Annotated in this window: 19 protein-coding genes; 9 read left to right on the forward strand and 10 right to left on the reverse strand. The window is 70.6% G+C overall.

Annotated elements, in window-relative coordinates; translation table 11 throughout:
- The first annotated feature begins 113 nt into the window (after positions 1-113).
- Positions 114-1,349 (forward strand): DUF4185 domain-containing protein, encoded by a 1,236-nt coding sequence (locus ACWD1U_RS36935; RefSeq protein WP_451113738.1) that lies wholly within the window; start codon positions 114-116, stop codon positions 1,347-1,349.
- On the opposite strand, the gene ACWD1U_RS36940 is transcribed toward ACWD1U_RS36935, so the two are convergent.
- Positions 1,285-2,289 (reverse strand): bile acid:sodium symporter family protein, encoded by a 1,005-nt coding sequence (locus ACWD1U_RS36940; RefSeq protein WP_451113739.1) that lies wholly within the window; start codon positions 2,287-2,289, stop codon positions 1,285-1,287. The genes ACWD1U_RS36935 and ACWD1U_RS36940 overlap by 65 nt on opposite strands.
- A 170-nt stretch (positions 2,290-2,459) precedes the next feature.
- On the opposite strand from ACWD1U_RS36940, the gene ACWD1U_RS36945 reads away from it, so the two are divergent.
- The 3 genes from ACWD1U_RS36945 to ACWD1U_RS36955 all read left to right on the forward strand — a co-directional run bounded on the left by ACWD1U_RS36945 (position 2,460) and on the right by ACWD1U_RS36955 (position 6,447).
- A complete protein-coding gene (locus ACWD1U_RS36945; RefSeq protein ID WP_451113740.1) occupies positions 2,460-3,338 on the forward strand; it encodes a LysR substrate-binding domain-containing protein in 879 nt (292 codons plus the stop codon).
- Between the two features lie 333 nt (positions 3,339-3,671).
- The gene (locus ACWD1U_RS36950) at positions 3,672-5,498 is read left to right on the forward strand and encodes an AMP-dependent synthetase/ligase (protein ID WP_451113741.1); all 1,827 of its coding nucleotides are present in this window, start codon (positions 3,672-3,674) and stop codon (positions 5,496-5,498) included.
- A 157-nt stretch (positions 5,499-5,655) separates the two neighbouring features.
- Positions 5,656-6,447, forward strand: coding sequence for an aldo/keto reductase (locus tag ACWD1U_RS36955; RefSeq protein ID WP_451113756.1), 792 nt, complete (start codon positions 5,656-5,658; stop codon positions 6,445-6,447).
- A gap of 191 nt (positions 6,448-6,638) precedes the next feature.
- Here the strand turns inward: ACWD1U_RS36955 and ACWD1U_RS36960 are convergent, their stop codons facing one another.
- Positions 6,639-7,535 carry a class I SAM-dependent methyltransferase gene (locus tag ACWD1U_RS36960; protein WP_451113742.1) on the reverse strand — a complete coding sequence of 299 codons (897 nt, stop codon included), beginning with the start codon at positions 7,533-7,535 and terminating at the stop codon, positions 6,639-6,641.
- A 146-nt stretch (positions 7,536-7,681) separates the two neighbouring features.
- Positions 7,682-9,394, reverse strand: coding sequence for a glycoside hydrolase family 6 protein (locus tag ACWD1U_RS36965; RefSeq protein ID WP_451113743.1), 1,713 nt, complete (start codon positions 9,392-9,394; stop codon positions 7,682-7,684).
- Positions 9,395-9,844: 450 nt separating this feature from the next.
- On the opposite strand from ACWD1U_RS36965, the gene ACWD1U_RS36970 reads away from it, so the two are divergent.
- On the forward strand, positions 9,845-12,763 hold the full coding sequence (locus ACWD1U_RS36970) for a glycoside hydrolase family 48 protein (protein ID WP_451113744.1): 2,919 nt from the start codon (positions 9,845-9,847) through the stop codon (positions 12,761-12,763).
- Positions 12,764-12,965: 202 nt separating this feature from the next.
- A complete protein-coding gene (locus tag ACWD1U_RS36975) occupies positions 12,966-15,620 on the forward strand; it encodes a cellulose binding domain-containing protein (protein ID WP_451113745.1) in 2,655 nt (884 codons plus the stop codon).
- Positions 15,621-15,764: 144 nt separating this feature from the next.
- Here the strand turns inward: ACWD1U_RS36975 and ACWD1U_RS36980 are convergent, their stop codons facing one another.
- Positions 15,765-16,508, reverse strand: coding sequence for a class I SAM-dependent methyltransferase (locus ACWD1U_RS36980; protein ID WP_451113746.1), 744 nt, complete (start codon positions 16,506-16,508; stop codon positions 15,765-15,767).
- A 4-nt stretch (positions 16,509-16,512) separates the two neighbouring features.
- Positions 16,513-16,818 carry a 4a-hydroxytetrahydrobiopterin dehydratase gene (locus ACWD1U_RS36985; RefSeq protein ID WP_451113747.1) on the reverse strand — a complete coding sequence of 102 codons (306 nt, stop codon included), beginning with the start codon at positions 16,816-16,818 and terminating at the stop codon, positions 16,513-16,515.
- Positions 16,819-16,940: 122 nt separating this feature from the next.
- Here ACWD1U_RS36985 and ACWD1U_RS36990 point away from each other — a divergent pair, with 122 nt between their 5' ends.
- Positions 16,941-17,747, forward strand: a complete 807-nt coding sequence (locus ACWD1U_RS36990) for a helix-turn-helix domain-containing protein (RefSeq protein WP_451113748.1) — start codon at positions 16,941-16,943, stop codon at positions 17,745-17,747.
- On the opposite strand, the gene ACWD1U_RS36995 is transcribed toward ACWD1U_RS36990, so the two are convergent.
- The gene (locus ACWD1U_RS36995; RefSeq protein ID WP_451113749.1) at positions 17,729-18,154 is read right to left on the reverse strand and encodes a hypothetical protein; all 426 of its coding nucleotides are present in this window, start codon (positions 18,152-18,154) and stop codon (positions 17,729-17,731) included. The genes ACWD1U_RS36990 and ACWD1U_RS36995 overlap by 19 nt on opposite strands.
- 237 nt (positions 18,155-18,391) lie before the next feature.
- Here ACWD1U_RS36995 and ACWD1U_RS37000 point away from each other — a divergent pair, with 237 nt between their 5' ends.
- Positions 18,392-19,255, forward strand: coding sequence for a helix-turn-helix domain-containing protein (locus tag ACWD1U_RS37000; protein WP_451113750.1), 864 nt, complete (start codon positions 18,392-18,394; stop codon positions 19,253-19,255).
- A 187-nt stretch (positions 19,256-19,442) separates the two neighbouring features.
- Entirely contained in the window at positions 19,443-19,910 is a 468-nt protein-coding gene (locus tag ACWD1U_RS37005; protein WP_451113751.1) for a nitrate reductase molybdenum cofactor assembly chaperone, read from the forward strand.
- 16 nt (positions 19,911-19,926) lie between these two features.
- Here ACWD1U_RS37005 and ACWD1U_RS37010 read toward each other — a convergent pair whose 3' ends face one another.
- The 4 genes from ACWD1U_RS37010 to ACWD1U_RS37025 all read right to left on the reverse strand — a co-directional run bounded on the left by ACWD1U_RS37010 (position 19,927) and on the right by ACWD1U_RS37025 (position 23,834).
- A complete protein-coding gene (locus ACWD1U_RS37010; RefSeq protein ID WP_451113752.1) occupies positions 19,927-20,391 on the reverse strand; it encodes a LamG-like jellyroll fold domain-containing protein in 465 nt (154 codons plus the stop codon).
- Between the two features lie 65 nt (positions 20,392-20,456).
- Positions 20,457-20,990, reverse strand: a complete 534-nt coding sequence (locus ACWD1U_RS37015; protein ID WP_451113753.1) for a hypothetical protein — start codon at positions 20,988-20,990, stop codon at positions 20,457-20,459.
- Between the two features lie 173 nt (positions 20,991-21,163).
- Positions 21,164-23,029 (reverse strand): molecular chaperone DnaK, encoded by a 1,866-nt coding sequence (gene dnaK, locus ACWD1U_RS37020; protein ID WP_451113754.1) that lies wholly within the window; start codon positions 23,027-23,029, stop codon positions 21,164-21,166.
- Between the two features lie 64 nt (positions 23,030-23,093).
- On the reverse strand, positions 23,094-23,834 hold the full coding sequence (locus tag ACWD1U_RS37025) for a glycerophosphodiester phosphodiesterase family protein (RefSeq protein ID WP_451113755.1): 741 nt from the start codon (positions 23,832-23,834) through the stop codon (positions 23,094-23,096).
- Positions 23,835-24,015 lie beyond the last annotated feature (181 nt).

The following is a 24,015-nucleotide window of genomic DNA, read 5'->3' on the forward strand; positions in this document are numbered from 1 at the left end:
CCGGGCCCCGCGCCTCGCCGGGTTGCGGGCGGCCCCCGGCAGCTCCGCTGCCTGGGCACTCCGGCGCCTTGCGTGCACGGCACCGGACCACGCGACCTGATCGGACGCTCATAGTGCAAGGACCCCTGAGAGCAGCACGAGCACGACAGCGCACGGGAACCGGGATCGGCATCCTGCTGGTCCTGGTTCTCGGCGCCGCCTTGCTCATCGGCCTGCCGGAGGACGAGAGCCCGGACGACGGCGCCTGCCGGGCGCGCACGGTCCGCTCGTGGCAGGCGGACGACGGCCTCACCTCGGAGTTCGCCCGCTACGGCGACGACGGGTCGCGCACCGACGACTGGACCGGCGGTGACGGCACCCACTCGGTGCGGTTGCCGGACGGCCGGGTGCTGTGGCTGTTCTCGGACACCTACCTGGGCCGGGTCCACGGCCCGCCCAACCCGGCCGGCGAGTCCTACGCCTGGCGGGACACGACTGCGCCGCTGGTGCGCAACTCGGCCGTGCTGATGCGGGACGGCCGGCTGGAGACCACCCTGCCCGCCCCGCTCTTCGCCGACCCGGCGCCGAACCAGTGGCGCTGGCCGGTCGCCGCCCGCGTCGAGCCCCGCTCCCCCGGCTCCTCCGAGCAGGTGGTCCGGGTGCTGTTGTGGGTGCGCACGGCCGGGCAGGCCCCCTGGATCTACGGTGTCCCGACCGCCACCGAGGTCGCCACCCTGTCGCTGCCCGACCTGCGCCTGGAGTCGATCGTCGAGGTGCTCGACCAGCGGCGGATCCCCGACCCCTCCCGGCGCGTGCTGTTCGGCACGACGCTGGTGGAGGAGGACGGCTGGACGTACGTCTTCGGCGGCGACGACGGCCAGGCCGTCTCCCGCCCGGCCTCGCACGCTTACGTGGCCCGCGTACCCGGGGGCAGGCTCGCGGACCCGGCGGCCTGGCAGTACCGGCGCGGCTCGGACTGGGTGCCCGGCGCCCGCGCCCGGCCGGTGCTCGGGGACGGGCAGCGCAGGGGCGTGGGCAGCGCGTTCTCGGTCGTCCGGGACGAGGGGACGTACGTGCTGTTCACGATGGCCACCGGCACCAAGGGGCTGACCACCGTGGCGTCCTACTGGGCCTGCTCCCCGGAAGGGCCGTGGCACGGCCCGGCGAAGGAGTTCAGCCCCTCGCTTCCGCAGGGCCAGGTCGCCGCCTACAACCCCCAGGCGCACCCGGTGCTGAGCGGCGACGGACGGCTCGTCCTGAGCTACGACGTCAACTGGCTGGGGACCACGGGCGCCGCCGCCCAGCTCAGCCGGAACGTGTCCCTGTACCGACCGCGGTTCGTGGCGCTGCGGCTGACTCCGGCGCGCTGACCTCCGGGTCCTGCGCACGCCGCTTGGCGATCACCGCACACACGATCAGCTGCATCTGGTGGAAGAGCATCAGCGGCAGCACGGCGAGCGCCGCCTGCGCGCCGAACAGCACGCTCGCCATGGGCAGCCCGGCGGCCAGGGACTTCTTCGATCCCGCGAACTGGATGGCGATCCGGTCCGCGCGGCCGAAGCCCAGCGCCTTGCCGCCGTACCAGGTCAGCAGGAGCATCACGGCGAGGATCACCGCCTCGACGGCGAACAGTCCGCCCAGCCGGGCGGGGCTGACCTGGTGCCAGATGCCCTGCACCATGCCCTGGCTGAACGCCGTGTAGACGACGAGCAGGATCGAGCCGCGGTCCACGAGCCCGAGAACCTTCTTGTGGCGGGCGACGAAACCGCCGATCCAGTGGCGCAGCGACTGCCCGGCGAGGAACGGCACGAGCAGCTGCAGCGCGATCTTCAGCAGCGAGTCCGCGGAGAAGCCGCCGCTGCTGCCGAGCAGCGAAGCCGCGAGCAGCGGGGTGGCGATGATGCCGACGAGGGAGGAGAAGGAGCCCGCGCAGATCGCGGCGGGCACGTTGCCGCGGGCGATCGAGGTGAAGGCGATCGACGACTGGACGGTCGACGGGACGAGTGTGAGGAAGAGCAGCCCTTGAAAGAGGGGGTGCGTCAGGATCACCGGCACCAGCCCGCGGGCGGCGAGCCCGAGCAGCGGGAAGACGGCGAAGGTGCAGGCCAGGACGGTGAGGTGGAGCCGCCAGTGCCGCAGCCCGTCGAGCGCCTCCCGCGTGGACAGCCGGGCGCCGTACAGGAAGAAGAGGAGGGCGACCGCCGCCGTGGAGGCACCGGAGGCGACATCGGCGACCGGTCCACGCGCCGGGAACAGTGCGGCGATGCCCACTGTCCCGAGGAGCAGCAGGATGTAGGGATCGATCGGCATCCGACTGGGCCGGCGCAGGTGTTTCACGGTGCTCCACTTACTTCGGTGCTTCGGTGCTTCGGTCGGTGCGAGGCCGGGACGGCCCCCTTCCATCCTGCTCCCCGCCACGGCGATCGGGAATCCCGTATGCAGCTCTCACTGCTATCGCATTCCGCGATAAGCTGGGGATCGTGTACGACCCCTCCCATCTGCGCACGTTCCTGTCGGTGGCGCAGACGCTGAGCTTCACGCAGGCGGCGCGGCGGCTCGGGCTGCGGCAGTCGACGGTCAGCCAGCACGTGCGGCGACTGGAGGACGCCACCGGGCGGACGCTGTTCACCCGGGACACCCACTCGGTGGAGCTGACGGAGGACGGTGAGGCGATGCTCGGCTTCGCGCGCCGGATCCTGGAGGTGCACGAGCAGGCGGCGGCGTTCTTCACCGGTACCCGACTGCGCGGCCGGCTGCGTTTCGGCGCCTCGGAGGACTTCGTGCTGACCCGGTTGCCCGAAATCCTCGAGGGCTTCCGGCACGAGCACCCGGAAGTCGACCTGGAGCTGACGGTCGAGCTGTCGGGAACGCTGCACGAGCAGCTGGCCGCCGGGAAGCTGGACCTCGTCCTGGCCAAGCGGCGGCCCGAGGACCCGCGGGGCGAGCTGGTCCGGCACGACCGGCTGGTGTGGATCGGCGCGGAACGCCTCCGACTCGACCCGGACCGCCCGGTGCCGCTCATCGTCTACCCGCCGCCCGGCATCACCCGCGCGCTCGCCCTGGAGGCACTGGAGCGGCAGGGCCGCGAGTGGCGCGTGGTGTGCACCAGCGGCAGCCTCAACGGTCTCGTCGCGGCGGCCCGGGCGGGCCTCGGCGTGATGGCCCACTCCCGCGGCCTCATCCCGCCGGGTCTGGTCCGGGTGCCGGACCGGGCGGGGCTGCCGGAGCTGGACCCGGTCGACTTCGTCGTGCTCCACGGCCGGCGCCGGCCCTCCGCGCAGGGCGCGGCGGACGCCTTGGCCGCGGCACTGCTGTCGGGCGGGGACCGGCTGCACCGCAGTACGCGCAAGGGGCTGTGACCTGCCCGGTCAGCCGCGTCCAGCAAGGGTGAAGTGACGGAATCCGCAGTCGGCGCGCTGCCAGAAGAGACGCTTCAGCGGTCCGGCGAGATGCAGCCGGGCCGTGGCAGGGTCGTACAGATTCGGTGGAGATTACGGCACCGAAACTTACTCAACCGTCAGGTTTATGTCCGACCCTTCCCCATGTGGGCGCATTTTCCCTTGCTGACCAGTACGGATGAGCGCGTTGCCCGGCTTCGCACCCCCTCCCGCACCCCTGGCCGGGTGGGGTAGCTTTCACGGCGCTGTGCGGAGCGTCACTCAACCGAAGCGCTGAGGAGCGGGGAGCGGGGTTTGCGCGAGTTCACCAACCCTCCGTTGGCGTTGGCACCTCCGGTGGGCGGGCTGGCCGACGTGGTCTTCCGCCATGCCCAGGAGGATCCGCTGCACATCGCGCTGGGCCGCAAGGACGACTCCGGGCAATGGCGGGACGTGACCAGCGCCGAGTTCCGTGACGAGGTGCTCGCCCTGGCCAAGGGGCTGCTCGCCGGCGGCATCCGGTTCGGCGACCGGGTCGCGATCATGTCCCGTACGCGCTACGAGTGGACGCTCTTCGACTACGCGCTGTGGACGATCGGCGCCCAGGTCGTGCCGGTCTACCCCACGTCCTCGGCCGAGCAGTGCTTCTGGATGCTGTACGACGCCGAGGTGACGGCCGCGGTCGTGGAGCACGAGGACCACGCGATGACGATCGCCACCGTCATCGACCGGCTGCCGCAGCTGCGCCGCCTGTGGCAGCTGGACTCCGGCGCCGTGCAGGAACTGTACGACGCCGGCGCGCACCTGGGCGACGAGGTGGTGCACCGCCACCGGCAGGCCGTCACGCCCGACTCGGTCGCCACGATCATCTACACCTCGGGCACGACCGGCCGCCCCAAGGGCTGCCTCATCACGCACGGCAACTTCACGTACGAGGCGGACACCGTCATAGAGCGCTGGGAGCCGTTGTTCCACTCCAGGCGCGGCGACGAGGCCGCGACACTGCTCTTCCTACCGCTCGCTCACGTGTTCGGGCGAATGGTCCAGGTCGCGGGGATCCGCGGCAAGGTGAAGTTCGGCCATCAGCCGCAGTTGAACGCGGCGGCCCTGCTGCCGGATCTCGCGGCCTTCAAGCCGACGTTCTTCCTGGCCGTGCCGTACATCTTCGAGAAGGTGTTCAACGCGGCCCGCCGCAAGGCCGAGAAGGAGGGCCGCTCCGGCCCCTTCGAGAAGGCCGTGGACATCGCCATCACGTACGCGGCCGCGATGGAGGCGAAGGCCTGGGGTATCGGCCCCGGCCCCTCCGTCGGCCTGCGCATGCAGCACCAGCTGTTCGACAAGCTCGTCTACGCCAAGATCCGCGCCGCGATGGGCGGCCGTATCAAGCACGCCATGTCAGGCGGTTCGGCGATGGACCGGCGGCTCGGGCTGTTCTTCGCCGGGGCGGGCGTGCACATCTACGAGGGCTACGGACTGACCGAGTGCACGGGCGCCGCGACCGCCAACCCGCCCGGGCGCACCCGCTACGGCACCGTCGGGCAGCCCATCCCGGGCATGACCGTGCACATCGCGGACGACGGCGAGATCTGGCTGCGCGGCGAGAACGTCTTCCAGGGCTATCTCAACAACCCCAAGGCCACCGACGAGACCCTGCACGACGGCTGGCTGGCCACCGGCGACCTCGGCTCGCTCGACGAGGACGGCTACCTCACCATCACCGGCCGCAAGAAGGAGATCCTGGTCACATCCGGCGGCAAGAGCGTCTCGCCCGGAGTGCTGGAGGAACGCGTCCGGGACCACCCGCTGGTCAGCCAGTGCATCGTCGTCGGCAACGACCGACCGTACATCGCCGCGCTCGTGACCCTCGACCACGAGGCCGTGGAGCACTGGCTGGCGATGCGGCGCAAGCCGCGGATGTCCCCGGCGGAGCTGGTGCGCGACGCGGAGCTGGAGACGGAGGTGCGGCGGGCGGTGGTCGCCGCCAACACGCGCGTCTCGCAGGCGGAGTCCATCCGCACCTTCCGCATCCTGGCCCAGCCGTTCACGGAGGAGCACGGGCTGCTGACCCCGTCGCTGAAGCTGAAGCGCAGGGCGATCGAGAAGGCGTACGAGAACGAGGTCGAGGCGCTGTACCGGGCGTGACTTCCGCCCTCCGGGGCATCCGTCGCTTCTGGATTCTCCCGTCAGGAATGCATCACGGCTCGTGATCGTTGACGATGGGAGCACACGTGACCACAAACCGAAGGATCGAGAGCTCGTGAGCAAGGTCCCCCCGATCATCCTGAACAACGGCGTCGAGATGCCCCAACTGGGCTTCGGGGTCTGGCAGGTGCCGGACGACGAGGCCGAGACGGCCGTCGCGACGGCCCTGGAGGCCGGGTACCGCAGCATCGACACAGCGGCGATCTACGGCAACGAGGAGGGCACCGGCAAGGCCATCGCCTCCTCCGGTCTCCCCCGCGAGGAACTCTTCGTCACCACGAAGCTCTGGAACGCCGACCAGGGGTACGACTCGACGCTGCGCGCCTTCGACACGTCGCTGGAGAAGCTCGGCCTGGACTTCGTCGACCTCTACCTCATCCACTGGCCCACGCCGGAGCGGAGTCTGTACGTCGACACGTACAAGGCGTTCGAGAAGCTGCACGCCGACGGCCGGATCCGGGCCATCGGTGTCTCGAACTTCCTTCCGGAGCACCTGGAGAAGCTGATCGGCGAGACGTCGGTCGTCCCGGCGGTGAACCAGATCGAGCTGCACCCCCACCTGCAGCAGCAGTCCGCCCGCGAGTACCACGCGGAGCAGGGCATCGCCACGGAGGCCTGGTCGCCGCTCGGCCAGGGCAAGGGCCTGCTGGAAGTCCCGGCGATCGTGGCCATCGCCCGGAAGCACGAGCGCACCCCGGCCCAGGTCGTGCTGCGCTGGCACATCCAGCTGGGCAACGTGGTGATCCCGAAGTCCGTGACGCCGTCCCGGATCAAGGAGAACATCGAGGTCTTCGACTTCAGCCTGGACACCGAGGACCTGGCGGCCATCAGCGCCCTGAACGAGGACCGTCGCCTCGGCCCGGACCCGGCGGAGTTCAACGGAGCCTGAACGGCACCGGCGGCGCCCCGGTCCCGAAGCCCCCACGCGGGGCCGGGACCGGGGCGCTGTCGTCCTCCCCCACTCGGACCGGCTGCCCCACCGGCCGTACCGCCACCGTGTTGACGTCGACACCGGCTGGTCGGCCGATACGGGGGGTATCCGTCAGCCGAAGCGCTCTCCAGGGCAAGGGTCTCCCCCGCCTATGCGGGCCGTACCGCGGTATGCACCGTGTGCGCCGCCAGCACGAACACATCCTGGCGGTGGTGCAGGCTCGCCTTGTCCTCCGGGTCGAGGAGGCGGTCGAGGGTGGCGCGGTCGTCGGTGTCCAGCTCCTCCGCGAGCGTCTCGCGGAAACGGGTCAGGGACGCGATGACGTGGGCGCGGGCACGGTCGGAGGCCGGGGCGGGGAGGTCCAGGAGGAAGCTGTGGGTCCGGGTGTGCCGCAGGCCCGCGGCGGACAGCAGGGCCGGCCAGTTCTCGGGCTCCGCCACGTGGTCCGGGAGGTCCTTCCGCATGCGGGTGAACCACTCCTCCTCCAGGGCGTCGATCCGCGCCTGAAGGCCAGGCCGGCCGATACCGATGTCGCGCGGCAGGAACCGCGCGGGCAGACCGCCCTCCATGAGGGCCAGCGTGCCGCCGGGCGCCAGGCGGGCCGCGAACGCGGCGAGCGCGGCCCGCTGGTCGCCCAGGTGGTGCAGGCTGCGGCTCGCCCACAGCAGATCCGCCGGGTAGTCCAACTCATTGAGCACCTCGGGCAGTTCACCGGTCAGGGTGCTGAAGCGGTCCGCGACGCCCTGCCGCTCGGCCCGCGCCCGGGCCCGTTCCAGCAGCGGCTCGGAGCCGTCCACGGCCACGATCCGCGCACCCGGGAACGTCTCGGCGAACAGACACGCCACGACGCCGGGCCCGCTGCCCGCGTCGACGATCAGGCCCGGTTCGGTCACCTCCTTCGCCAGCCAGCCCAGGGCCCGTTCATAGAGCGAGGTGAAGACTTCCGCCTGGGACTCCAGCACCGGGCCCATCGCGGCCCAGTCGATGTCGGTGTGGTCGTGGTGACGGCCGTGACCCTGCTCGTGGTCGTGGTGGTGGTGCGCCATGGTGGTCAGCCTCTCGCTCGGATGCGGTCAGCGTGCGCCGACGCACCGCGAGCAGGCCACTGCTGTTGCCGCTACCGCAAAACTCCCGCGCACCGGTCCGCCGGGGCCGAAGCCCCGGCGGACCGTGGGGACGGGACTTCAGCCGGTCACGACAGCGGCGGGTACGCGTTCTGCATCAGCTGCCGGAACTGGGCGGAGAACCAGTGCCCGGACAGCGGCGCGTCCGGCAGGGCACCGGACAGGTTGTTGCCGTTGCGCGGGTTGCCCGTGTAGGTCGGGTCGCACATCCGGTCGAAGCCCTTGCCCTCGTCGTTCGCGATCTCCTTGCTCGCTCCGTCGGACTCGCCCGGGGGCTTCATCCAGACGTAGGCGTCGATCCCGGCGGCGGGGTTGGCCTGCGGGCGCTCACCGAGGCCGGCTCCGGACTGGTTGCACCAGTTGCCGATGTGGATCCGGCGGTCGTAGCGGCCGCCGTCGACGTAGGTGTCGACGGAGGTCTGGGCGCCGGGTCCGCTGGGCCGGGCGCTGCCGCCCCAGCCGTTGCGGGAGGTGTCGATCAGCATGCCGATGGCGGAGTTGAAGCCGACTGAGACCAATTGGTTGCGGAAGCCCTGGGCGAAGGACAGCTCGTCGACGTAACGGTTCCAGTCGACCCACTTCGACTCGCGGACGGACTTGCCGGCCACGTTGTCGTTGATGGAAAAGTTGTTCTCCTTCAGGGCGCTGTAGTTGGCCGTGTTGGTGATGAAGCCGTGGACGTCGTTGACGGTGGCGCCCTCCGTGGTCGCCGCCTCCTTGAACAAGGTGGCGCTGGCCCCGAAGTTGTCGTCCCAGCCGATCCAGCCGTGGTGGCCGGCGTCGATGTAGTTGTAGACGTTGGGCACGTCACCGAGCTTGTTCAGGGCGTAGCCGACACCCTTCTGGTAGTTGCCGTTGGCCTTCATCACGTCGCACTGCGGGGTGGCGGTGGGCCGGCTGCCGGTGTTGGTGATGAGGTTGGGCAGCGAGTCGATCTCGATGGTGGTGACGATCCGCAGCGAGGCGTACTTCGAGTCGGCGAGGATCGCCTTGATCGGGTCGATGTACTCGGTCTTGTAGCGGTCGATCTCCGTCGGGCCGAGTTCGCCGTTGGAGGCGAGGGCGGCGCAGTCGCGGCCGGGCAGGTTGTAGATGACCAGCTGGACCACGAGCTGGCCGGAGCCCTTCTGCCTGAGCGCCTCGTCGAGGTGGGCGCGCAGACCCATGCCCCCCTTGACGCCGTTGATGGCCGCGATCCGGTCCAGCCAGACACCCGTCGGCTGGTTGGCGATGCGGCTGCCGCCCGGCTCGGCGGCGGCCTTCGCGGACCACTCCGGGTTCACGTACACCTTGGCGCCCTCGTAGGGGTTGTTCACCCGGTTGGCCGGGTCCGGCGGATCCGTGGGGCCGCCGGAACCGCCGTCGTCGACGTTGCAGGTCACGCCGTCGAGGGTGAAGGTGGCCGGGATCGCGTTGCTGCCGCTGTAGCTGCCCTGGAAGCCGAAACTGACCGATCCGCCGGTCGCCAGCTGGGCGTTGTAGCTCTCGTTGGCCGCGGTGACGGCGGCCCCGCTCTGACTGATCTTGGCGTTCCAGCCGCTGGTGACCTTCTGGTTGCCGGCGTACGACCACTTCAGCGACCAGGAGGACTTGGCGGCGCTGTTGTTGGTGATGGTCACGGCGGCGGTGAAGCCGGTGCTCCACTGATTCTGGATCTTGTAGTCGACCGTGCAGGGGACGGCGGCGGTGCCGACGCCGTCCCGGTCGACGGCGAATGCGGTGCCGGTCGCTCCGGCGACCAGAGCCATGGCGGCCACTAACGCAGTTCTGGTACGGCTCATGAGTGGGGGTTCCTCTTCCGTGGGGTGCGTACGTTTTCCGCAGTGCGTGGGGGGTTCAGAGGTGCGGTGAGGCCTCCGCGGGCATGCCGGGGCCGGTGCTGCGTCCTACGCGGCCGACGCCGGGGCAGCGGGTGACCACCGTTCGCGGGCGATGGCGCGGGCGGCGGCTCGAAGTACTGAACGCGGGGGGTGTCGCATGAGCGACTCCTTGCAGCTCGGGCACGCCGTGACGGACGCGTCGACTGATGGAACCGCTCCCACTGGTGTCAAGGAAGGTAGCGCCAAGTGTCGGCAAAGAACAGGGGAGTCACTGACTTTCGCTCAACTCTCGGCGTCGAATCTTTTCGACTCTTCAAGGACCTTGACCGATACCACACCCGTCCTCACTATGGGAGCGCTCCCACTGGTTCAAGCCTTGACTTCTCCGAGCCGCAAGGAGGAACCAGCACCATGCATCCCCCACCCCGGAGACGGAGAGCCGTGCGGCGTCTGTGGACCGCCGCGCTCGCAGCTCTCGCGCTTCCGTTGACGATGCTCTCCTCAGGGTCGACTCCCGCGCAGGCGGCCGCACTTCAGTGCAGTGTCGATTACAAGACGAACGACTGGGGCTCCGGCTTCACCGCGGACCTGACCCTCACCAACCGCGGCACGGACGCCATCGACGGCTGGACGCTGACGTACGCGTACTCCGGCAACCAGAAGCTGGGCAACGGCTGGAACGGCACCTGGTCGCAGTCCGGCCAGAACATCACCGTGAAGAACGCGCCGCACAACGCCCGGGTCGCCGCGGGCGCCGCCGTCTCCACCGGCGCCCAGTTCTCCTACAGCGGCAGCAACACCGCGCCGACGTCCTTCTCCGTCAACGGCACCCCCTGCACCGGCGCGCACCAGCCACCGATCGCGGTGCTGACCAGCCCGGCGGCGGGCGCCGTGTACACCCAGGGCGAGGCGGTCCCGCTGGCGGCCACCGCCGCCGCCGCGGACAACGCCACGATCAGCAAGGTGGAGTTCTACGACGACACCAAGCTGCTGGGCACGGACACCAGCGCGCCCTACTCGCTCTCGGTCTCAAGTCTGACCGTGGGCAGCCATTCCCTGGTGGCGAAGGCCTACGACAGCATGGGCGCCTCCGCCGACTCCACCCCGGTCGGCATCACGGTCGCCTCGGGTCCGACCGTCGTCGCCTCGCCGCTCCAACTGGGCGTGCAGTCGGGCAAGTCGGGCACGTACGAGGTGAAGCTGTCCAAGCAGCCGGCGTCCAACGTGACCGTGACCTCGGCCCGGGCGAGCGGCAACGCGAACCTGTCGGTCTCGGGCGGTGCGTCGCTCACCTTCACGCCGCAGAACTGGAACACCGCGCAGAAGGTGACCGTCACGGCCGCCGACTCCGGTACCGGCTCCGCCGTGTTCGAGTCGACGGCCGCGGGCCACGCCAAGGCCTCGGTCACCGTCACCCAGCTGGCGGCGACCAAGACCTACGACGCCCGCTTCCTGGAGCTGTACGGGAAGATCACCAACCCGGCTAACGGCTACTTCTCCCCCGAGGGCATCCCGTACCACTCGGTCGAGACGCTGATCGTCGAGGCGCCGGACCACGGTCACCAGACCACGTCGGAGGCCTACAGCTACCTGCTCTGGCTGCAGGCCATGTACGGCAAGGTGACGGGTGACTGGTCCAAGTTCAACGGCGCGTGGGACCTCATGGAGAAGTACATGATCCCCACCCACGCCGACCAGCCGACCAACTCCTTCTACAACGCCGCCAAGCCGGCGACCTACGCGCCCGAGCTGGACACGCCGAACGAGTACCCGGCCAAGCTCGACACCGGTGCCTCGGTCGGCCGGGACCCGATCGCGGCCGAGCTGAAGAGCGCGTACGGCACGGACGACGTCTACGGCATGCACTGGCTGCAGGACGTGGACAACGTCTACGGCTACGGCAACTCGCCCGGCAAGTGCGAGGCGGGCCCCTCGGACACCGGCCCGTCGTACATCAACACCTTCCAGCGCGGCGCGCAGGAGTCGGTGTGGGAGACGGTGCCGCAGCCGACCTGCGACGCCTTCAAGTACGGCGGCAAGAACGGCTATCTCGACCTGTTCACCGGTGACGCCTCCTACGCCAAGCAGTGGAAGTTCACCAACGCCCCGGACGCCGACGCACGGGCCGTGCAGGCCGCCTACTGGGCGGACCTGTGGGCGAAGGACCAGGGCAAGGGCGGACAGGTCTCCGCGACGGTCGCCAAGGCGGCCAAGATGGGCGACTACCTGCGCTACTCGATGTTCGACAAGTACTTCAAGAAGGTCGGCAGCTGCGTCGGGCCCGCGACCTGCCCGGCGGGCACCGGCAAGGACGCCTCGCACTACCTGATGTCCTGGTACTACGCCTGGGGCGGCGCCACGGACACCAGCGCGGGCTGGGCCTGGCGCATCGGCTCCAGCCACGCCCACGGCGGTTACCAGAACCCGCTGGCCGCGCACGCGCTCGCCGACTACGCGCCGCTGAAGCCCAAGTCGGCGACGGGTGCGGCGGACTGGGCCAAGTCCCGCGACCGGCAGCTGGAGTTCTACCAGTGGCTGCAGTCGAACGAGGGTGCCATCGCCGGCGGCGCGACCAACAGCTGGGCGGGCCGGTACGCGACCCCGCCCGCCGGGAAGTCGACGTTCTACGGCATGTACTACGACGAGAAGCCCGTGTACCACGACCCGCCGTCCAACCAGTGGTTCGGCTTCCAGGCCTGGTCCATGGAGCGGGTCGCCGAGCTGTACCAGCAGACCGGCAACGCGCGGGCCAAGACGGTCCTCGACAAGTGGGTCGACTGGGCGCTGTCCAAGACCACGTTCAACCCGGACGGCACGTTCCGCATCCCGTCGACACTGCAGTGGTCGGGCCAGCCCGACACCTGGAACGCGTCGAGCCCCGGTTCCAACAGCGGGCTGCGCGTCACGGTCGCCGACTACACCAACGACGTCGGTGTGGCGGCCGCGTACGCCAAGACCCTGACGTACTACGCCGACCGCTCCGGTGACACCGAGGCCGCGGCGGCGGCGAAGAAGCTGCTGGACGGCATGTGGGCGAACCACCAGGACGACCTCGGGATCGCCGTTCCGGAGACCCGGGCCGACTACAACCGGTTCGACGACCCGGTGTACATCCCCAGTGGCTGGACGGGCACGATGCCGAACGGTGACGCGATCAACTCGTCGTCGACGTTCGACTCGATCCGGTCCTTCTACAAGGACGACCCCGCCTGGTCGAAGATCGAGAGTTATCTCGCGGGCGGTGCGGCGCCGTCGTTCACGTACCACCGGTTCTGGGCCCAGGCGGACATCGCCCTGGCCATGGGCTCGTACGCGGAGCTTCTCGAGTAGTCCCCGCCGGGCGCTCCTCGGGTGGCCGTGGAGGACTGCGGGCCGGCTCCGGCTGGTAGCGCGGTCCCCCGCGCCCCCCGAGACGGCGTCCGAAGCTCCGCGTGCTCGGCCCCGCACCTGACGCGGGGCCACGGCCGGGCGACTCCACCCGCACGGGAGCCGCCCGGCCCTCGCACGTTCCCCCTCCTGGAAGGACCCCACCGTGCGAAGAACCCGCATCCTCACGGCCGTACTCGCCCTGGCCGCCGGCCTGCTGTCGGGCGCCCCGGCCGCCCTGGCCGCCGACCCTCCGTCGGTCCGGGTGGCCGCCGACACCTACACGTGGAAGAACGCCCGGATCGACGGCGGTGGGTTCGTCCCGGGGATCGTCTTCAACCGCTCCGAGAAGAACCTCGCCTACGCCCGTACCGACATCGGCGGTGCCTACCGCTGGCAGGAGTCCTCGAAGACCTGGACACCGCTGCTCGACTCGGTCGGCTGGGACGACTGGGGGCACACGGGCGTCGTCAGCATCGCCTCCGACCCCGTCGATCCGAACCGCGTGTACGCGGCGGTCGGGACGTACACCAACAGCTGGGACCCGAAGAACGGTGCGATCATGCGTTCCTCCAACCGGGGCGCGAGCTGGCAGAAGACGAACCTGCCGTTCAAGCTGGGCGGCAACATGCCGGGGCGGGGCATGGGCGAGCGGCTGGCCGTGGACCCGAACCGCAACAGCGTGCTGTACCTGGGCGCGCCCAGCGGCAAGGGGCTGTGGCGGTCGACGGACTCGGGGGTGACCTGGTCGCAGGTGGCGAACTTCCCCAACGCGGGCAACTACGTGGCGGACCCGAGCGACACGTCCGGCTACTCCAGCGACAACCAGGGCATCGTCTGGGTCACCTTCGACGAGTCCACGGGAACGGCCGGGAACGTTACGAAGACGCTCTACGTCGGGGTCGCCGACAAGGACAACGCGGTGTACCGGTCGACGGACGCGGGCGCGAGCTGGCAGCGGCTGACCGGGCAGCCCACCGGCTACCTCGCCCACAAGGGTGTCCTGGACGCGAAGAACGGCTTCCTCTACCTCGCCTACAGCGACAAGGGCGGCCCGTACGACGGCGGCAAGGGCAGGCTCTGGCGGTACGCGACCGGGACGGGGACCTGGACGGACATCAGCCCGGTCGCGGAGGCCGACACGTTCTACGGCTTCAGCGGGCTCACCGTGGACCGGCAGAAGCCGGGGACCGTGATGGCGACCGCGTACAGCGCCTGGTGGCCGGACACGCAGATCTTCCGCTCCACGGACAGCGGCGGGACGTGGACGAAGGCCTGGGACTACACGTCGTACCCCAACCGTGAGAACCGCTACACGATGGACGTCTCGTCCTCGCCGTGGCTGACCTGGGGCGCGAACCCGCAACCGCCGGAGCAGACGCCGAAGCTGGGGTGGATGACGGAAGCCCTGGAGATCGACCCGTTCGACTCGAACCGGATGATGTACGGGACGGGCGCCACGATCTACGGCACGGAGAACCTCGGGAACTGGGACAGCGGCGGCAAGTTCACCGTCAAGCCGATGGTGCAGGGCTTGGAGGAGACGGCGGTCAACGACCTCGCCTCTCCCCCGTCCGGAGCCCCGCTGCTGAGCGCGCTCGGTGACATCGGCGGGTTCCGGCACACGGACCTGGCCAAGGTGCCGTCGATGATGTTCACCCAGCCGAACTTCACGACGACCACGAGCCTGGACTTCGCCGAGTCGAAGCCGAACACGGTGGTGCGTGTGGGCAACTTGGACTCGGGTCCGCACATCGCGTTCTCGACGGACAACGGCGCCAACTGGTTCGCCGGAACCGACCCCTCGGGCGTGAGCGGTGGCGGCACGGTCGCGTCGGCGGCCGACGGCAGCCGGTTCGTGTGGAGTCCCGAGGGCGCCGGCGTGCACCACGCGACGGGCTTCGGCACGTCGTGGCAGGCGTCCGGCGGAATCCCCGCCGGGGCGATCGTCGAGTCGGACCGCGTCGACGCGAAGACCTTCTACGGCTTCAAGTCCGGGAAGTTCTACGTCAGTACGGACGGCGGGGCGAGCTTCAAGGAGTCACCGGCCACCGGGCTGCCGAGTGGCGACAGTGTCCGTTTCAAGGCCCTGCCCGGCGACAAGGGCGACGTGTGGCTCGCGGGCGGTGCGACGGACGGCGCGTACGGGCTGTGGCACTCCACGGACGGCGGCATGAGCTTCACCAAGCTGTCGAACGTCGAGCAGGCCGACACCATCGGCTTCGGCAAGGCGGCACCCGGCGCGTCCTACCAGACCCTCTACACCAGCGCGAAGATCGGCGGCGTCCGCGGCATCTTCCGCTCCACGGACAAGGGCGCGAGCTGGACCCGCGTCAACGACGACGCCCACCAGTGGGGCTGGACCGGCGCTGCCATCACCGGCGACCCGCGGGTCTACGGCCGGGTCTACGTCTCCACGAACGGCCGGGGCGTCATCTACGGCGACACCTCCGGCGGCGGCACGACGGACCCGGGGCCCGGCCCGGGCCCGACACCGACCGGCGCCTGCAAGGTGACGTACAAGGTCACCAGCCAGTGGTCGGGCGGCTTCCAGGCGGACGTCCAGCTCACCAACTCCGGTACCGGCGCCTGGAACGGCTGGACTCTGGGCTGGGCCTTCCCCGACGGTCAGAAGGTGACACAGGCCTGGAACGCCGAGACAACGCAGTCGGGTTCGGCGGTGACGGCGAAGAACGTCGGCTGGAACGGCACGGTGGCGGCAGGCTCGTCGGTGAGCTTCGGCTTCACGGCGAACTGGTCGGGCACGAACACGAAACCGACCGCCTTCAAACTGGGCGACCAGAGCTGCACGGTCGCCTGAGAGGGCTTGGGAGGGCGCGTGCACGGCACGCGCCCTCCCCGCACGCCGGGACCGGATCACGGCCCGAAGCGGCGGGTTCGTCCGTACAGCGGGGGTTCTCCGTCGACGGTGCAGACACCTGGCCGACCAACCGGACCATGGAGTTCACCCGGCCTTCCGGAACGCCCGCAGGCTGAACACCGGGTCGGGGCGTGGGCGGTCCTGGTCGGGAAGCTGCCCGAGACGTGTGGCGAACCCTTCCGCCAGCGGGTCGCCGGGCGGCAGGGTGACGAACCAGCCCCGGCGCAGGTCGGCGATCGTGCGGCGGGGGCTGCGGCCCTGGCCGTGGCCGGTGAAACGGGCCCGCCCGGCCGGGGCCAGGCCATGGGCGGCGGCGCAGGACTCGACATCCGCCGCCGCGTCCCGGACCGGGCTGGGCGGACGGGAGGACAGGACGACATCGATGTCACTGCCCACGTTGTGGGAGGCGGCCTTGTCGACGGTGGTGACGTAGATCCCGCCGGGCCGCAGCACGCGGGCGCACTCGCCGACGATGGTCCGCACGTCGGCGGGCCCCGCGGCGAGGTGCAGCAGCCACACACTGCAGACGGCGTCGAACTCCCCGTCGCGGAACGGCAGTCGGCGGCTGTCGGCGCGCACGACCGCACCGGGCAGCCGGGCGGCGGCCTGCCGGGCCATCGCGGGCGCGAGGTCCACGCCGGTCACCCGCATGTCCGTGCGCCCGGCCGATAGCCGCCGGGTCACGATGCCGGTGCCGCAGGCGACGTCGAGGAGGCTGCGCGCGTCCCGCGGCACGAGGCCGAGCACCGCGTCCGCGGCGGCGGCCGCCCTGGGCTCGCCGCCGCGGGAGGCGTCGTACCGCTCCGCTTCCTTGTCGTAGTCGAGCACGCGGTCAGTGTGCCCCGTGCCCGGGGGCCAGGTCCTCCACCTTGCGGGCGAGCTCGAAGTCCTTCTCGGTGACGGCGCCGCCCGCGCTGTGCGTGTGCACGGACAGGGAAACGGTGTTGTAACCCAGCGTGAGATCGGAGTGGTGGTCCAGTTCCTCCTGGACCTGGGCGATGTGCACGACCATCGCCGTCGCCGCGACGTGCGAGCCGAGGCGGTAGGAGCGGGTGAGACGGTCCCCGTCGAGCGACCAGCCCGGCAGCTCGGCCAGCCGGTCCTCGATCTCCTTGTGCGACAGCGGTTCGACGGGCATGGGCTGCGCTCCTTCCCTGGCTCCGGTGTCATCGTCCTCTCAGCCTGCCACAGCGGGGCGTCCAAGACCCTGGTCAGAAGATGTGCCTGTCCGCCACGACGGTTCTCGGCTACGGTCCTGGCATGACCACTCACGCGTCCACCGCCGAGAAGGGCGTGGGTCCGCTGCTGCGGGCCTGGCGGGAGCAGCGGCGGGTCAGCCAGCTGGAGCTGGCCCTGCGCGCGGACTCCTCGGCCCGGCATATCAGCTTCGTCGAGACGGGCCGCTCCCGGCCCAGCGAGGAGATGGTGCTGCGGCTGGCCGAGCATCTGGACGTCCCCGTGCGGGAGCGCAACGCGCTGTTGCTCGCGGCCGGTTACGCCCCCCGCTACCCGGAGACGCCGCTGGACGACCCGGCGCTCGGTACGCTGCGCGAGGGCATCGAGCGGCTGATCAGCGGCTACGAGCCGTATCCGGCGCTGGTGGTGGACGCGCTGTACAACGTGGTGGCGGCCAATCGGGGGATCATGACGCTGGTCGACGGGGTCTCCGCGTCCCTGCTGGAGCCGCCGCTGAACGCCATGCGGCTCGCGCTGCACCCCGAGGGCCTGGCGCCCCGCATCCGCAACCTGCGCGCCTGGCGCGGTCACCTGCTGGAGCAGATGGAGCGGCAGATCGCACTGCACCGCTCACAGCCGCTGCGAGCGCTGTACGAGGAGGTGGCGGCGTATCCGGTGCCCGACGCGGACCCGGCGGACGAGCCCTCGGAGCCGGTGCCGTACTTCGCGCTGCCGCTGCGGATCGAGCACGAGGGGCGGACGCTGTCGTTCATCTCCTCGATCTCGACGTTCAACACGCCGATGGACGTGACCGTCGCCGAGCTGGCCGTCGAGACGCTGCTCCCGGCCGACCCGGCGACGGTCAAGTACCTTCAGTCGCTGGTGTCCTGACGGGCTCTCAGGGCCATGTACTGAAGGGCGGCGAACCCGGTCACGGTCAGGGCCTGGAGCACCGTCCACACCGCGCCCGCCGTGCTCGGCGAGAGCCACAGCGCCAAGGCCGCGAGGCTCACCGCCGTCCACGCGAGGTTGGCCTCGACGACGGCCCGCACCCCGAGCGCGGGCGGTCGCCGGCGGCCGGCCAGCAGGGCCACGCCCGCCGCGTAGACGGCGAGGAAGGCGCCCAGGGCGAACAGCAGGGTGGAGCCGACACCGAGGAACCGTCCCAGCGGGCCCGGGAACGCCAGGTAGGCGAGCGCGTTGGCGCCGGTCACCGCGGCGTCCAGGGCCAGGAAGCGGCGCAGCATCGACTGCGGCTCGGAGGTCCGGGCGAGCGCGGTGAGGTGGATGGCGGACATGGGGCGTCACTCTCCGTCGGGTCGTGGTGCGGCGGCCGGGGGCGGGTCCCGGGCCGGAGTGCGCCGGCCCGGGACCCGATACGTCCACGATCCCGGTCCGGCCCCGCCCGGTCGATTACCCGCGGGGTAATGCCCGCGTTCGTCCGATCCGGCGATCTCGTCACGGTTCGGCTCTGTGAGCTGCCGATGGGACATGACAGACTGATCGCGGACTTGGGCACGTTGGGGAGGCGTGGCGTGAGTGAACGGCGGGCCGCACCCACCGTGGGCCAGGTGGTGCTGGGCAAGCGGCTGCAGGAACTGCGCGAGGCGGCGGGCCTCAGTCGCGAGGAGGCCGCGCGGGTGCTGCGCGTCGCCCCCGCGACCGTCCGGCGGATGGAGACCGCCCACGTCGCGTTGAAGATCCCGTACGTGCAGATCCTGCTGACCGCGTACGGGGTGGCCGAGGACGAGGTGACGACGTTCGTCGAGCTCACCGAGGAGGCGAACCGGCCGGGCTGGTGGCAGCGGTTCCACGACGTGCTGCCGGAGTGGTTCAGCCTGTACGTGAGCCTGGAGGGCGCCGCCCGGATCATCCGCTCGTACGAGCCGCACTTCGTGCCCGGGCTGCTGCAGACCGAGGGGTACGCGCGGGCCGTACTGGAGGCCGGGACCATCGCGTTCGCCGGGCCGGAGGCCGTGGAGCGGCATGTGTCGCTGCGCATGGAGCGGCAGCGGCTGCTGGAGCACCCGAACCCGCCGCACCTGTGGGTGATCATGGACGAGACGGTGCTGCGCCGGCCGGTGAGCGTCGACGGCCGGGTGATGCGCGACCAGCTGGACAAGCTCCTGGAGTACGTCGCACGCGACCGGGTCACGCTGCAGATCGCCGAGTTCGCGGACGGCCCGCACCCCGGGACGTACGCGCCGTTCTCCCTCTTCCGCTTCGCCGAGCCGGAACTGCCCGACATGGTCTTCACCGAGTACCTGACCGGGGCGCTGTATCTCGACTCCCGCAAGGAGGTCTCGGCGCATCTGGAGGTCCTGGACCACATGACGGCCCGGGCCGGCTCCACGCAGCGCACGGAGGAGCTGCTGCGGGAGTACCGCGACACGTACTGAGCCGGCGGGAGAAGACACCGCGGAACCGGATCCGGGGCGGAGGACGTCGAGTCGGTGCCGCAGGCGTCGCCCGCGGCCCGGTGACGTCATGACACGGGTACTGACCCGTACGGGCGCCGTCGGCAGGTGTGCTCTGCGGCCCGCCCCTAGCGTCGGGGGAGAACGGGGCGCACGCGAAGGAGGTCCGATGCCCGGATTCGAGGTGCTGTACCAGGCGGCGGCACTGTGCCTGATGTACCCCGACGACGACTTCCGCACCCGCTTGCCGCTGCTGCGCGAAGCCGCTCCGCAGCTGAGGGAGTTCGCCGACCACGCGGCCGTCACCCCGCCGCTGGAGCTGGCCGCGCACTACGTCCAGGTCTTCGAGTCCGGCCAGGACCACAGCCTGTACCTCAGCGTCTGGCGCGAGACGGCCCCCGCCCCCTCCGAGGAGCTCTACCGCGCCCACGGCCTGGAGACCACGGGCGAGGAACCCCCGGACTTCCTTCCCGCGGTCCTGGAGTTCTCGGCCCGCACCGGCAGCACCGATCTCCTGACGGACCACCGCGACGGCCTCGACCGCCTCCGCGCCGGCCTCACCGCCTTCGGCACGCCGTACGCGACGGTCCTGGACGCGGTGTGCGCGACCTTGCCGCCCGCGCACACCGGGGCCTAGGAGTCCGGTATCCCCGTCAGCACAGACAGGGCTCCCCGCCCGAGCCGAGCTGCCTGACGTCGCTGTCGCTCAACGCGCCGGCGAACGCGTGCACCTCGTCCACGTCGCCGTGCAGGTACTCGCCCCACCCGTCACCGGTCCGGGCCCCACCGATCTGGAGCGGGCCGGAGCCGCGCCAGCCGTTCGGGAGGTCCGCGGTCGCATCGGCATCGGCCTGACCGTTGACGTAGAGCCTGATCCGGTCGGTGGCGTCGTCGTAGACGACGGCGAGCTGTTGTCCGACGCCCTCACCGCCGTCCGCCATCGCGAGTTGCTCCACCACGGTCTCGAAGGCCCCACGCTCGTCCTTGTGCGGCATCACCAGCTGCCATGCGTGCCGCGCGGGCTCGTAACGCACCTTGAAGGCGTCGGTGTGCTCACCCGGCAGCGACAGCACGGTCATGGGGTGCTCGGGCTCCCTGTCCGCGAGGCGTGCGACCACGCCGACGGTGAAGCTGTCCGAGCTGTCGACGACCGGCCCCTGCTCGGTCGCGTGGCCGGTCTTGCCTAAGGCGAGTCCACGGTGAAGTGACCGTAGACGCCCACTCCGTCCGCCCAGAACGCCTCCTCCGGGTACTCGGGAGAGCTGATCGTCGCCTGCTCCGGGTTCTCGTCGTCGTAGACGAACTCGCACACCGAGCCGTCCCCCTCGGAGCCGCAAGGGAAGGTCGCCGTGCCGTCGTTCGCGCGGACACGCCAGGAGACGACGGTGTCCGGCGGGAGGACGTCATCGGGCAGGCGCCACCGCTGCCGGGTGCCGGAGAGCGTCTCGTACGTCGTGTACGTGCGCCGCTGCTCCACCCCCTCGGAGTCCGTCCACCAGGCCTCGAACTCGCCCTTGCCCTTGCCCATGTTGGCCTCGGCGGGGTGGTTGTCCTCCTCCGGGTCGTACAGGACCGCGGTCAGGGTGGGCGGCCCGGAGACGAACACCCTCACGTCCCCCGCCGCGCACGCCTTGTTCCCCGTCTCCAGATCCTGGACGAGCGGCTGCTTCGGCGGCAGGTTGTCCGCGGCCTGTGCCACGCCGGTGCCGGTCGCCATGACGCCGCCACCGCACACCCCCCCCCGCCAGCAGTCTGCGTCCGCCGGATCTCGTCAGTGCGTCCAACTGTCCCTCCCCTGAACTTCCCTCGGCCCGTTGATCACACGAGCCGCTGGAGGCCAACAGGGGGCACTGACATCTCCGAAAGGGTTTTCTACGGCCGGGAGTTCGCCTATGCGGCACCGCCCTTCTCGTCCCGCCGGTCCTTCTCGTCGTCCACGATCTCCGCGTCGACCACGGCCTCCTCGTCCTGCGACGCGGTGGGGGTCTCCTCCGAGGGGGTCTGCTGGGTCTGGGCGTACATCGCCTGGCCCATCTGCTGGCTCACCGAGGCGAGCTTCTCGACGCCCGTCCGGAGCGTGGCGGTGTCCGCCTGCTGGTCCAGGTGCCCCTTCAGTTCGGCGGCGGCCGACTCGACCTCGGACTTCGTGTCGGACGGAACCTTGTCGGCGTTGTCGCGGAGGAACTTCTCCGTCTGGTAGACGAGTTGTTCGGCCTGATTGCGGGTCTCGGCGGCCTCGCGGCGTTGGCGGTCCTCCTCCGCGTACTGCTCGGCCTCGCGCATCATGCGGTCGATGTCGTCCTTGGGCAGGGCCGAGCCGCCGGTGACGGTCATCTTCTGTTCGCGGCCGGTCGCAAGGTCCTTGGCGGAGACGTGCATGATGCCGTTGGCGTCGATGTCGAAGGCCACCTCGATCTGCGGCACGCCGCGCGGCGCCGGCGGCAGGCCCGTCAGGTCGAAGACGCCGAGCTTCTTGTTGTAGGCGGCGATCTCCCGTTCGCCCTGGTAGACCTGCACGCCGACCGAGGGCTGGTTGTCGGTGGCCGTGGTGAAGATCTCCGAACGCCGGGTGGGGATCGTGGTGTTGCGTTCGATGAGCTTCGTCATGATGCCGCCCTTGGTCTCGATGCCCAGGGACAGCGGGGTCACGTCGAGCAGCAGGACGTCCTTGACGTCGCCGCGGAGGACGCCCGCCTGGAGCGCGGCGCCGAGGGCCACGACCTCGTCGGGGTTGACGCCCTTGTGCGGTTCCTTCCCCGTCAGTTCCTTGACCAGGTCGGTCACCGCGGGCATCCGGGTCGAACCGCCGACGAGGATCACGTGGTCGATCGCCGCGAGTTTCACACCGGCGTCCTTGACCGCCTGGTGGAACGGGGCCTTGCAGCGGTCGAGCAGATCGGCGGTGAGCTCCTGGAGCTGGGCCCGCGTCAGCTTCTCGTCGAGGTGCAGGGGACCCTCGGCGGAGGCCGTGATGTAGGGCAGGTTGATCGTCGTCTCGGTGGAGCTGGACAGTTCGATCTTGGCCTTCTCGGCGCCCTCGCGCAGCCGCTGCACGGCCATCTTGTCCTTGCCCAGGTCGACGCCGTACTGGCCCTTGAACCGCTTGATCAGGTACTCGACGATCCGCTGGTCCCAGTCGTCGCCGCCGAGGTGCGTGTCGCCGTTGGTGGCCTTCACCTCGATGACGCCCTCGCCCATCTCCAGCAGCGACACGTCGAAGGTGCCGCCGCCGAGGTCGAAGACCAGGACCGTCTGGTCGTTCTCCTTGTCCAGGCCGTAGGCGAGGGCCGCCGCCGTCGGCTCGTTGATGATCCGCAGGACCTTCAGGCCGGCGACCTCGCCGGCCTCCTTGGTCGCCTGCCGCTGGGCGTCGTCGAAGTACGCCGGGACGGTGATCACCGCGTCGGTGACGTCCTCGCCGAGATAGGACTCCGCGTCCCGCTTGAGTTTCTGCAGCACCCGCGCGGACAGTTCCTGCGCGCGGTAGCGGGTGCCGTCGATGTCGCCGTGCTCCGGGAAGCGCCAGCTCGCGTCGCCCATGTACCGCTTGACCGAGCGGGCGGTGCGCTCCACGTTCGTCACGGCCTGCCGTTTGGCGACCTCGCCGACCAGCACCTCGCCGTTCTTGGCGAAGGCCACGACCGAGGGTGTGGTCCTGGCCCCCTCCGCGTTGGCGATCACGGTGGGCTCGCCGCCTTCCAGCACAGCGACCACCGAGTTCGTGGTTCCGAGGTCGATCCCGACCGCACGTCCCATCGCTGTCCCCTTCCGCCAGGACACTCCTTCACACTCTCCAGCACAAAACTTGAGTGCGCCATTGTCAATGCCGCGAAGGGGTGACCGGCCCGCGGAGCGCCACGGCACGCCTCGGCCGGTCGGTGACGAGCACGTCCACGCGCGGGTGGCCGAGGAAGGCCCGCATGAGGGTGTCGTCGTTGACCGTCCACACCAGGGTGAACAGGCCGTGCCGGGTCGCCTCGCGCAGCACGTTGGTCCTGGCCAGCCGCTGGTGCACGGCGACGCCGTGGGCCCCGCAGGCCCGGATGCGGCGGGCGGGGAACAACTCGCTGAGCCGGGTCCCGGGCAGCCGGGGCAGGGCCAGGTCGCGGCGGTCGCGTCCCAGGGAGAGGGCAGTGCGCACACCGGGGCGGGCCCGCGTGACGGCGGCGACGGAACGGTCCTCCAGCGTCGTCACGACGAGCCCGTCCTCGCCGAGCAGGGCGACCGCCCGGTCGACCACCTCCTGCTCGTAGCCGACCTCCTTCAGGTCCACGTGGGCCACGAGTTTCCCGGCGATCAGCGCCATGACGTCGTCCACGACCGGCACCTCGTATCCGGCCCGCGCGCTCAGCTCGGCGTGGGTGAGGGTGGACAGCAGGGGACCGGTGCGGCCGACCCGGGGGTCGTGGTAGACGACGAGGACGCCGTCCCTGGTGCGGCGGATGTCGAACTCGACGTACTCCGCGCCGGACTCCAGCGCGTCCTCGTACGCCTCCCAGGTGGCGGGCCCGGCGCGCTCGGAGCCGCCCCGGTGGGCGGAGACGGCGGGACGTGGCGTCATGGTCGTGGGCTCCCGGAGGGCGAGCGTGGAGGCGGGACGGGGACGGCGGCGTCGTCGGGCGCGGGCAGCGACGATCAGGAGCGGGGTTCACCGGTGGCGAATCGGACCTGGTCGACAAATCACGTGCGACATCCGGCCATTCCCCCCGCACGCGTGTTGCACTCTTGCACAACCCCTACAC

This window comes from Streptomyces sp. NPDC002788, assembly GCF_053592115.1.

Excerpts from the sequence above, each read along its gene's own strand:
- ACWD1U_RS36965 (WP_451113743.1), bottom strand. The coding sequence starts at position 9,394 with ATGAGCCGTACCAGAACTGCGTTAGTGGCCGCCATGGCTCTGGTCGCC.
- ACWD1U_RS36995 (WP_451113749.1), bottom strand. The coding sequence starts at position 18,154 with ATGTCCGCCATCCACCTCACCGCGCTCGCCCGGACCTCCGAGCCGCAG.
- ACWD1U_RS36970 (WP_451113744.1), top strand. The coding sequence starts at position 9,845 with ATGCATCCCCCACCCCGGAGACGGAGAGCCGTGCGGCGTCTGTGGACC.
- ACWD1U_RS37005 (WP_451113751.1), top strand. The coding sequence starts at position 19,443 with ATGCCCGGATTCGAGGTGCTGTACCAGGCGGCGGCACTGTGCCTGATG.
- ACWD1U_RS36985 (WP_451113747.1), bottom strand. The coding sequence starts at position 16,818 with ATGCCCGTCGAACCGCTGTCGCACAAGGAGATCGAGGACCGGCTGGCC.
- ACWD1U_RS37015 (WP_451113753.1), bottom strand. The coding sequence starts at position 20,990 with ATGGCGACCGGCACCGGCGTGGCACAGGCCGCGGACAACCTGCCGCCG.
- ACWD1U_RS37025 (WP_451113755.1), bottom strand. The coding sequence starts at position 23,834 with ATGACGCCACGTCCCGCCGTCTCCGCCCACCGGGGCGGCTCCGAGCGC.
- dnaK (WP_451113754.1), bottom strand. The coding sequence starts at position 23,029 with ATGGGACGTGCGGTCGGGATCGACCTCGGAACCACGAACTCGGTGGTC.
- ACWD1U_RS36940 (WP_451113739.1), bottom strand. The coding sequence starts at position 2,289 with ATGCCGATCGATCCCTACATCCTGCTGCTCCTCGGGACAGTGGGCATC.
- ACWD1U_RS36955 (WP_451113756.1), top strand. The coding sequence starts at position 5,656 with ATGCCCCAACTGGGCTTCGGGGTCTGGCAGGTGCCGGACGACGAGGCC.
- ACWD1U_RS36960 (WP_451113742.1), bottom strand. The coding sequence starts at position 7,535 with ATGGCGCACCACCACCACGACCACGAGCAGGGTCACGGCCGTCACCAC.
- ACWD1U_RS36990 (WP_451113748.1), top strand. The coding sequence starts at position 16,941 with ATGACCACTCACGCGTCCACCGCCGAGAAGGGCGTGGGTCCGCTGCTG.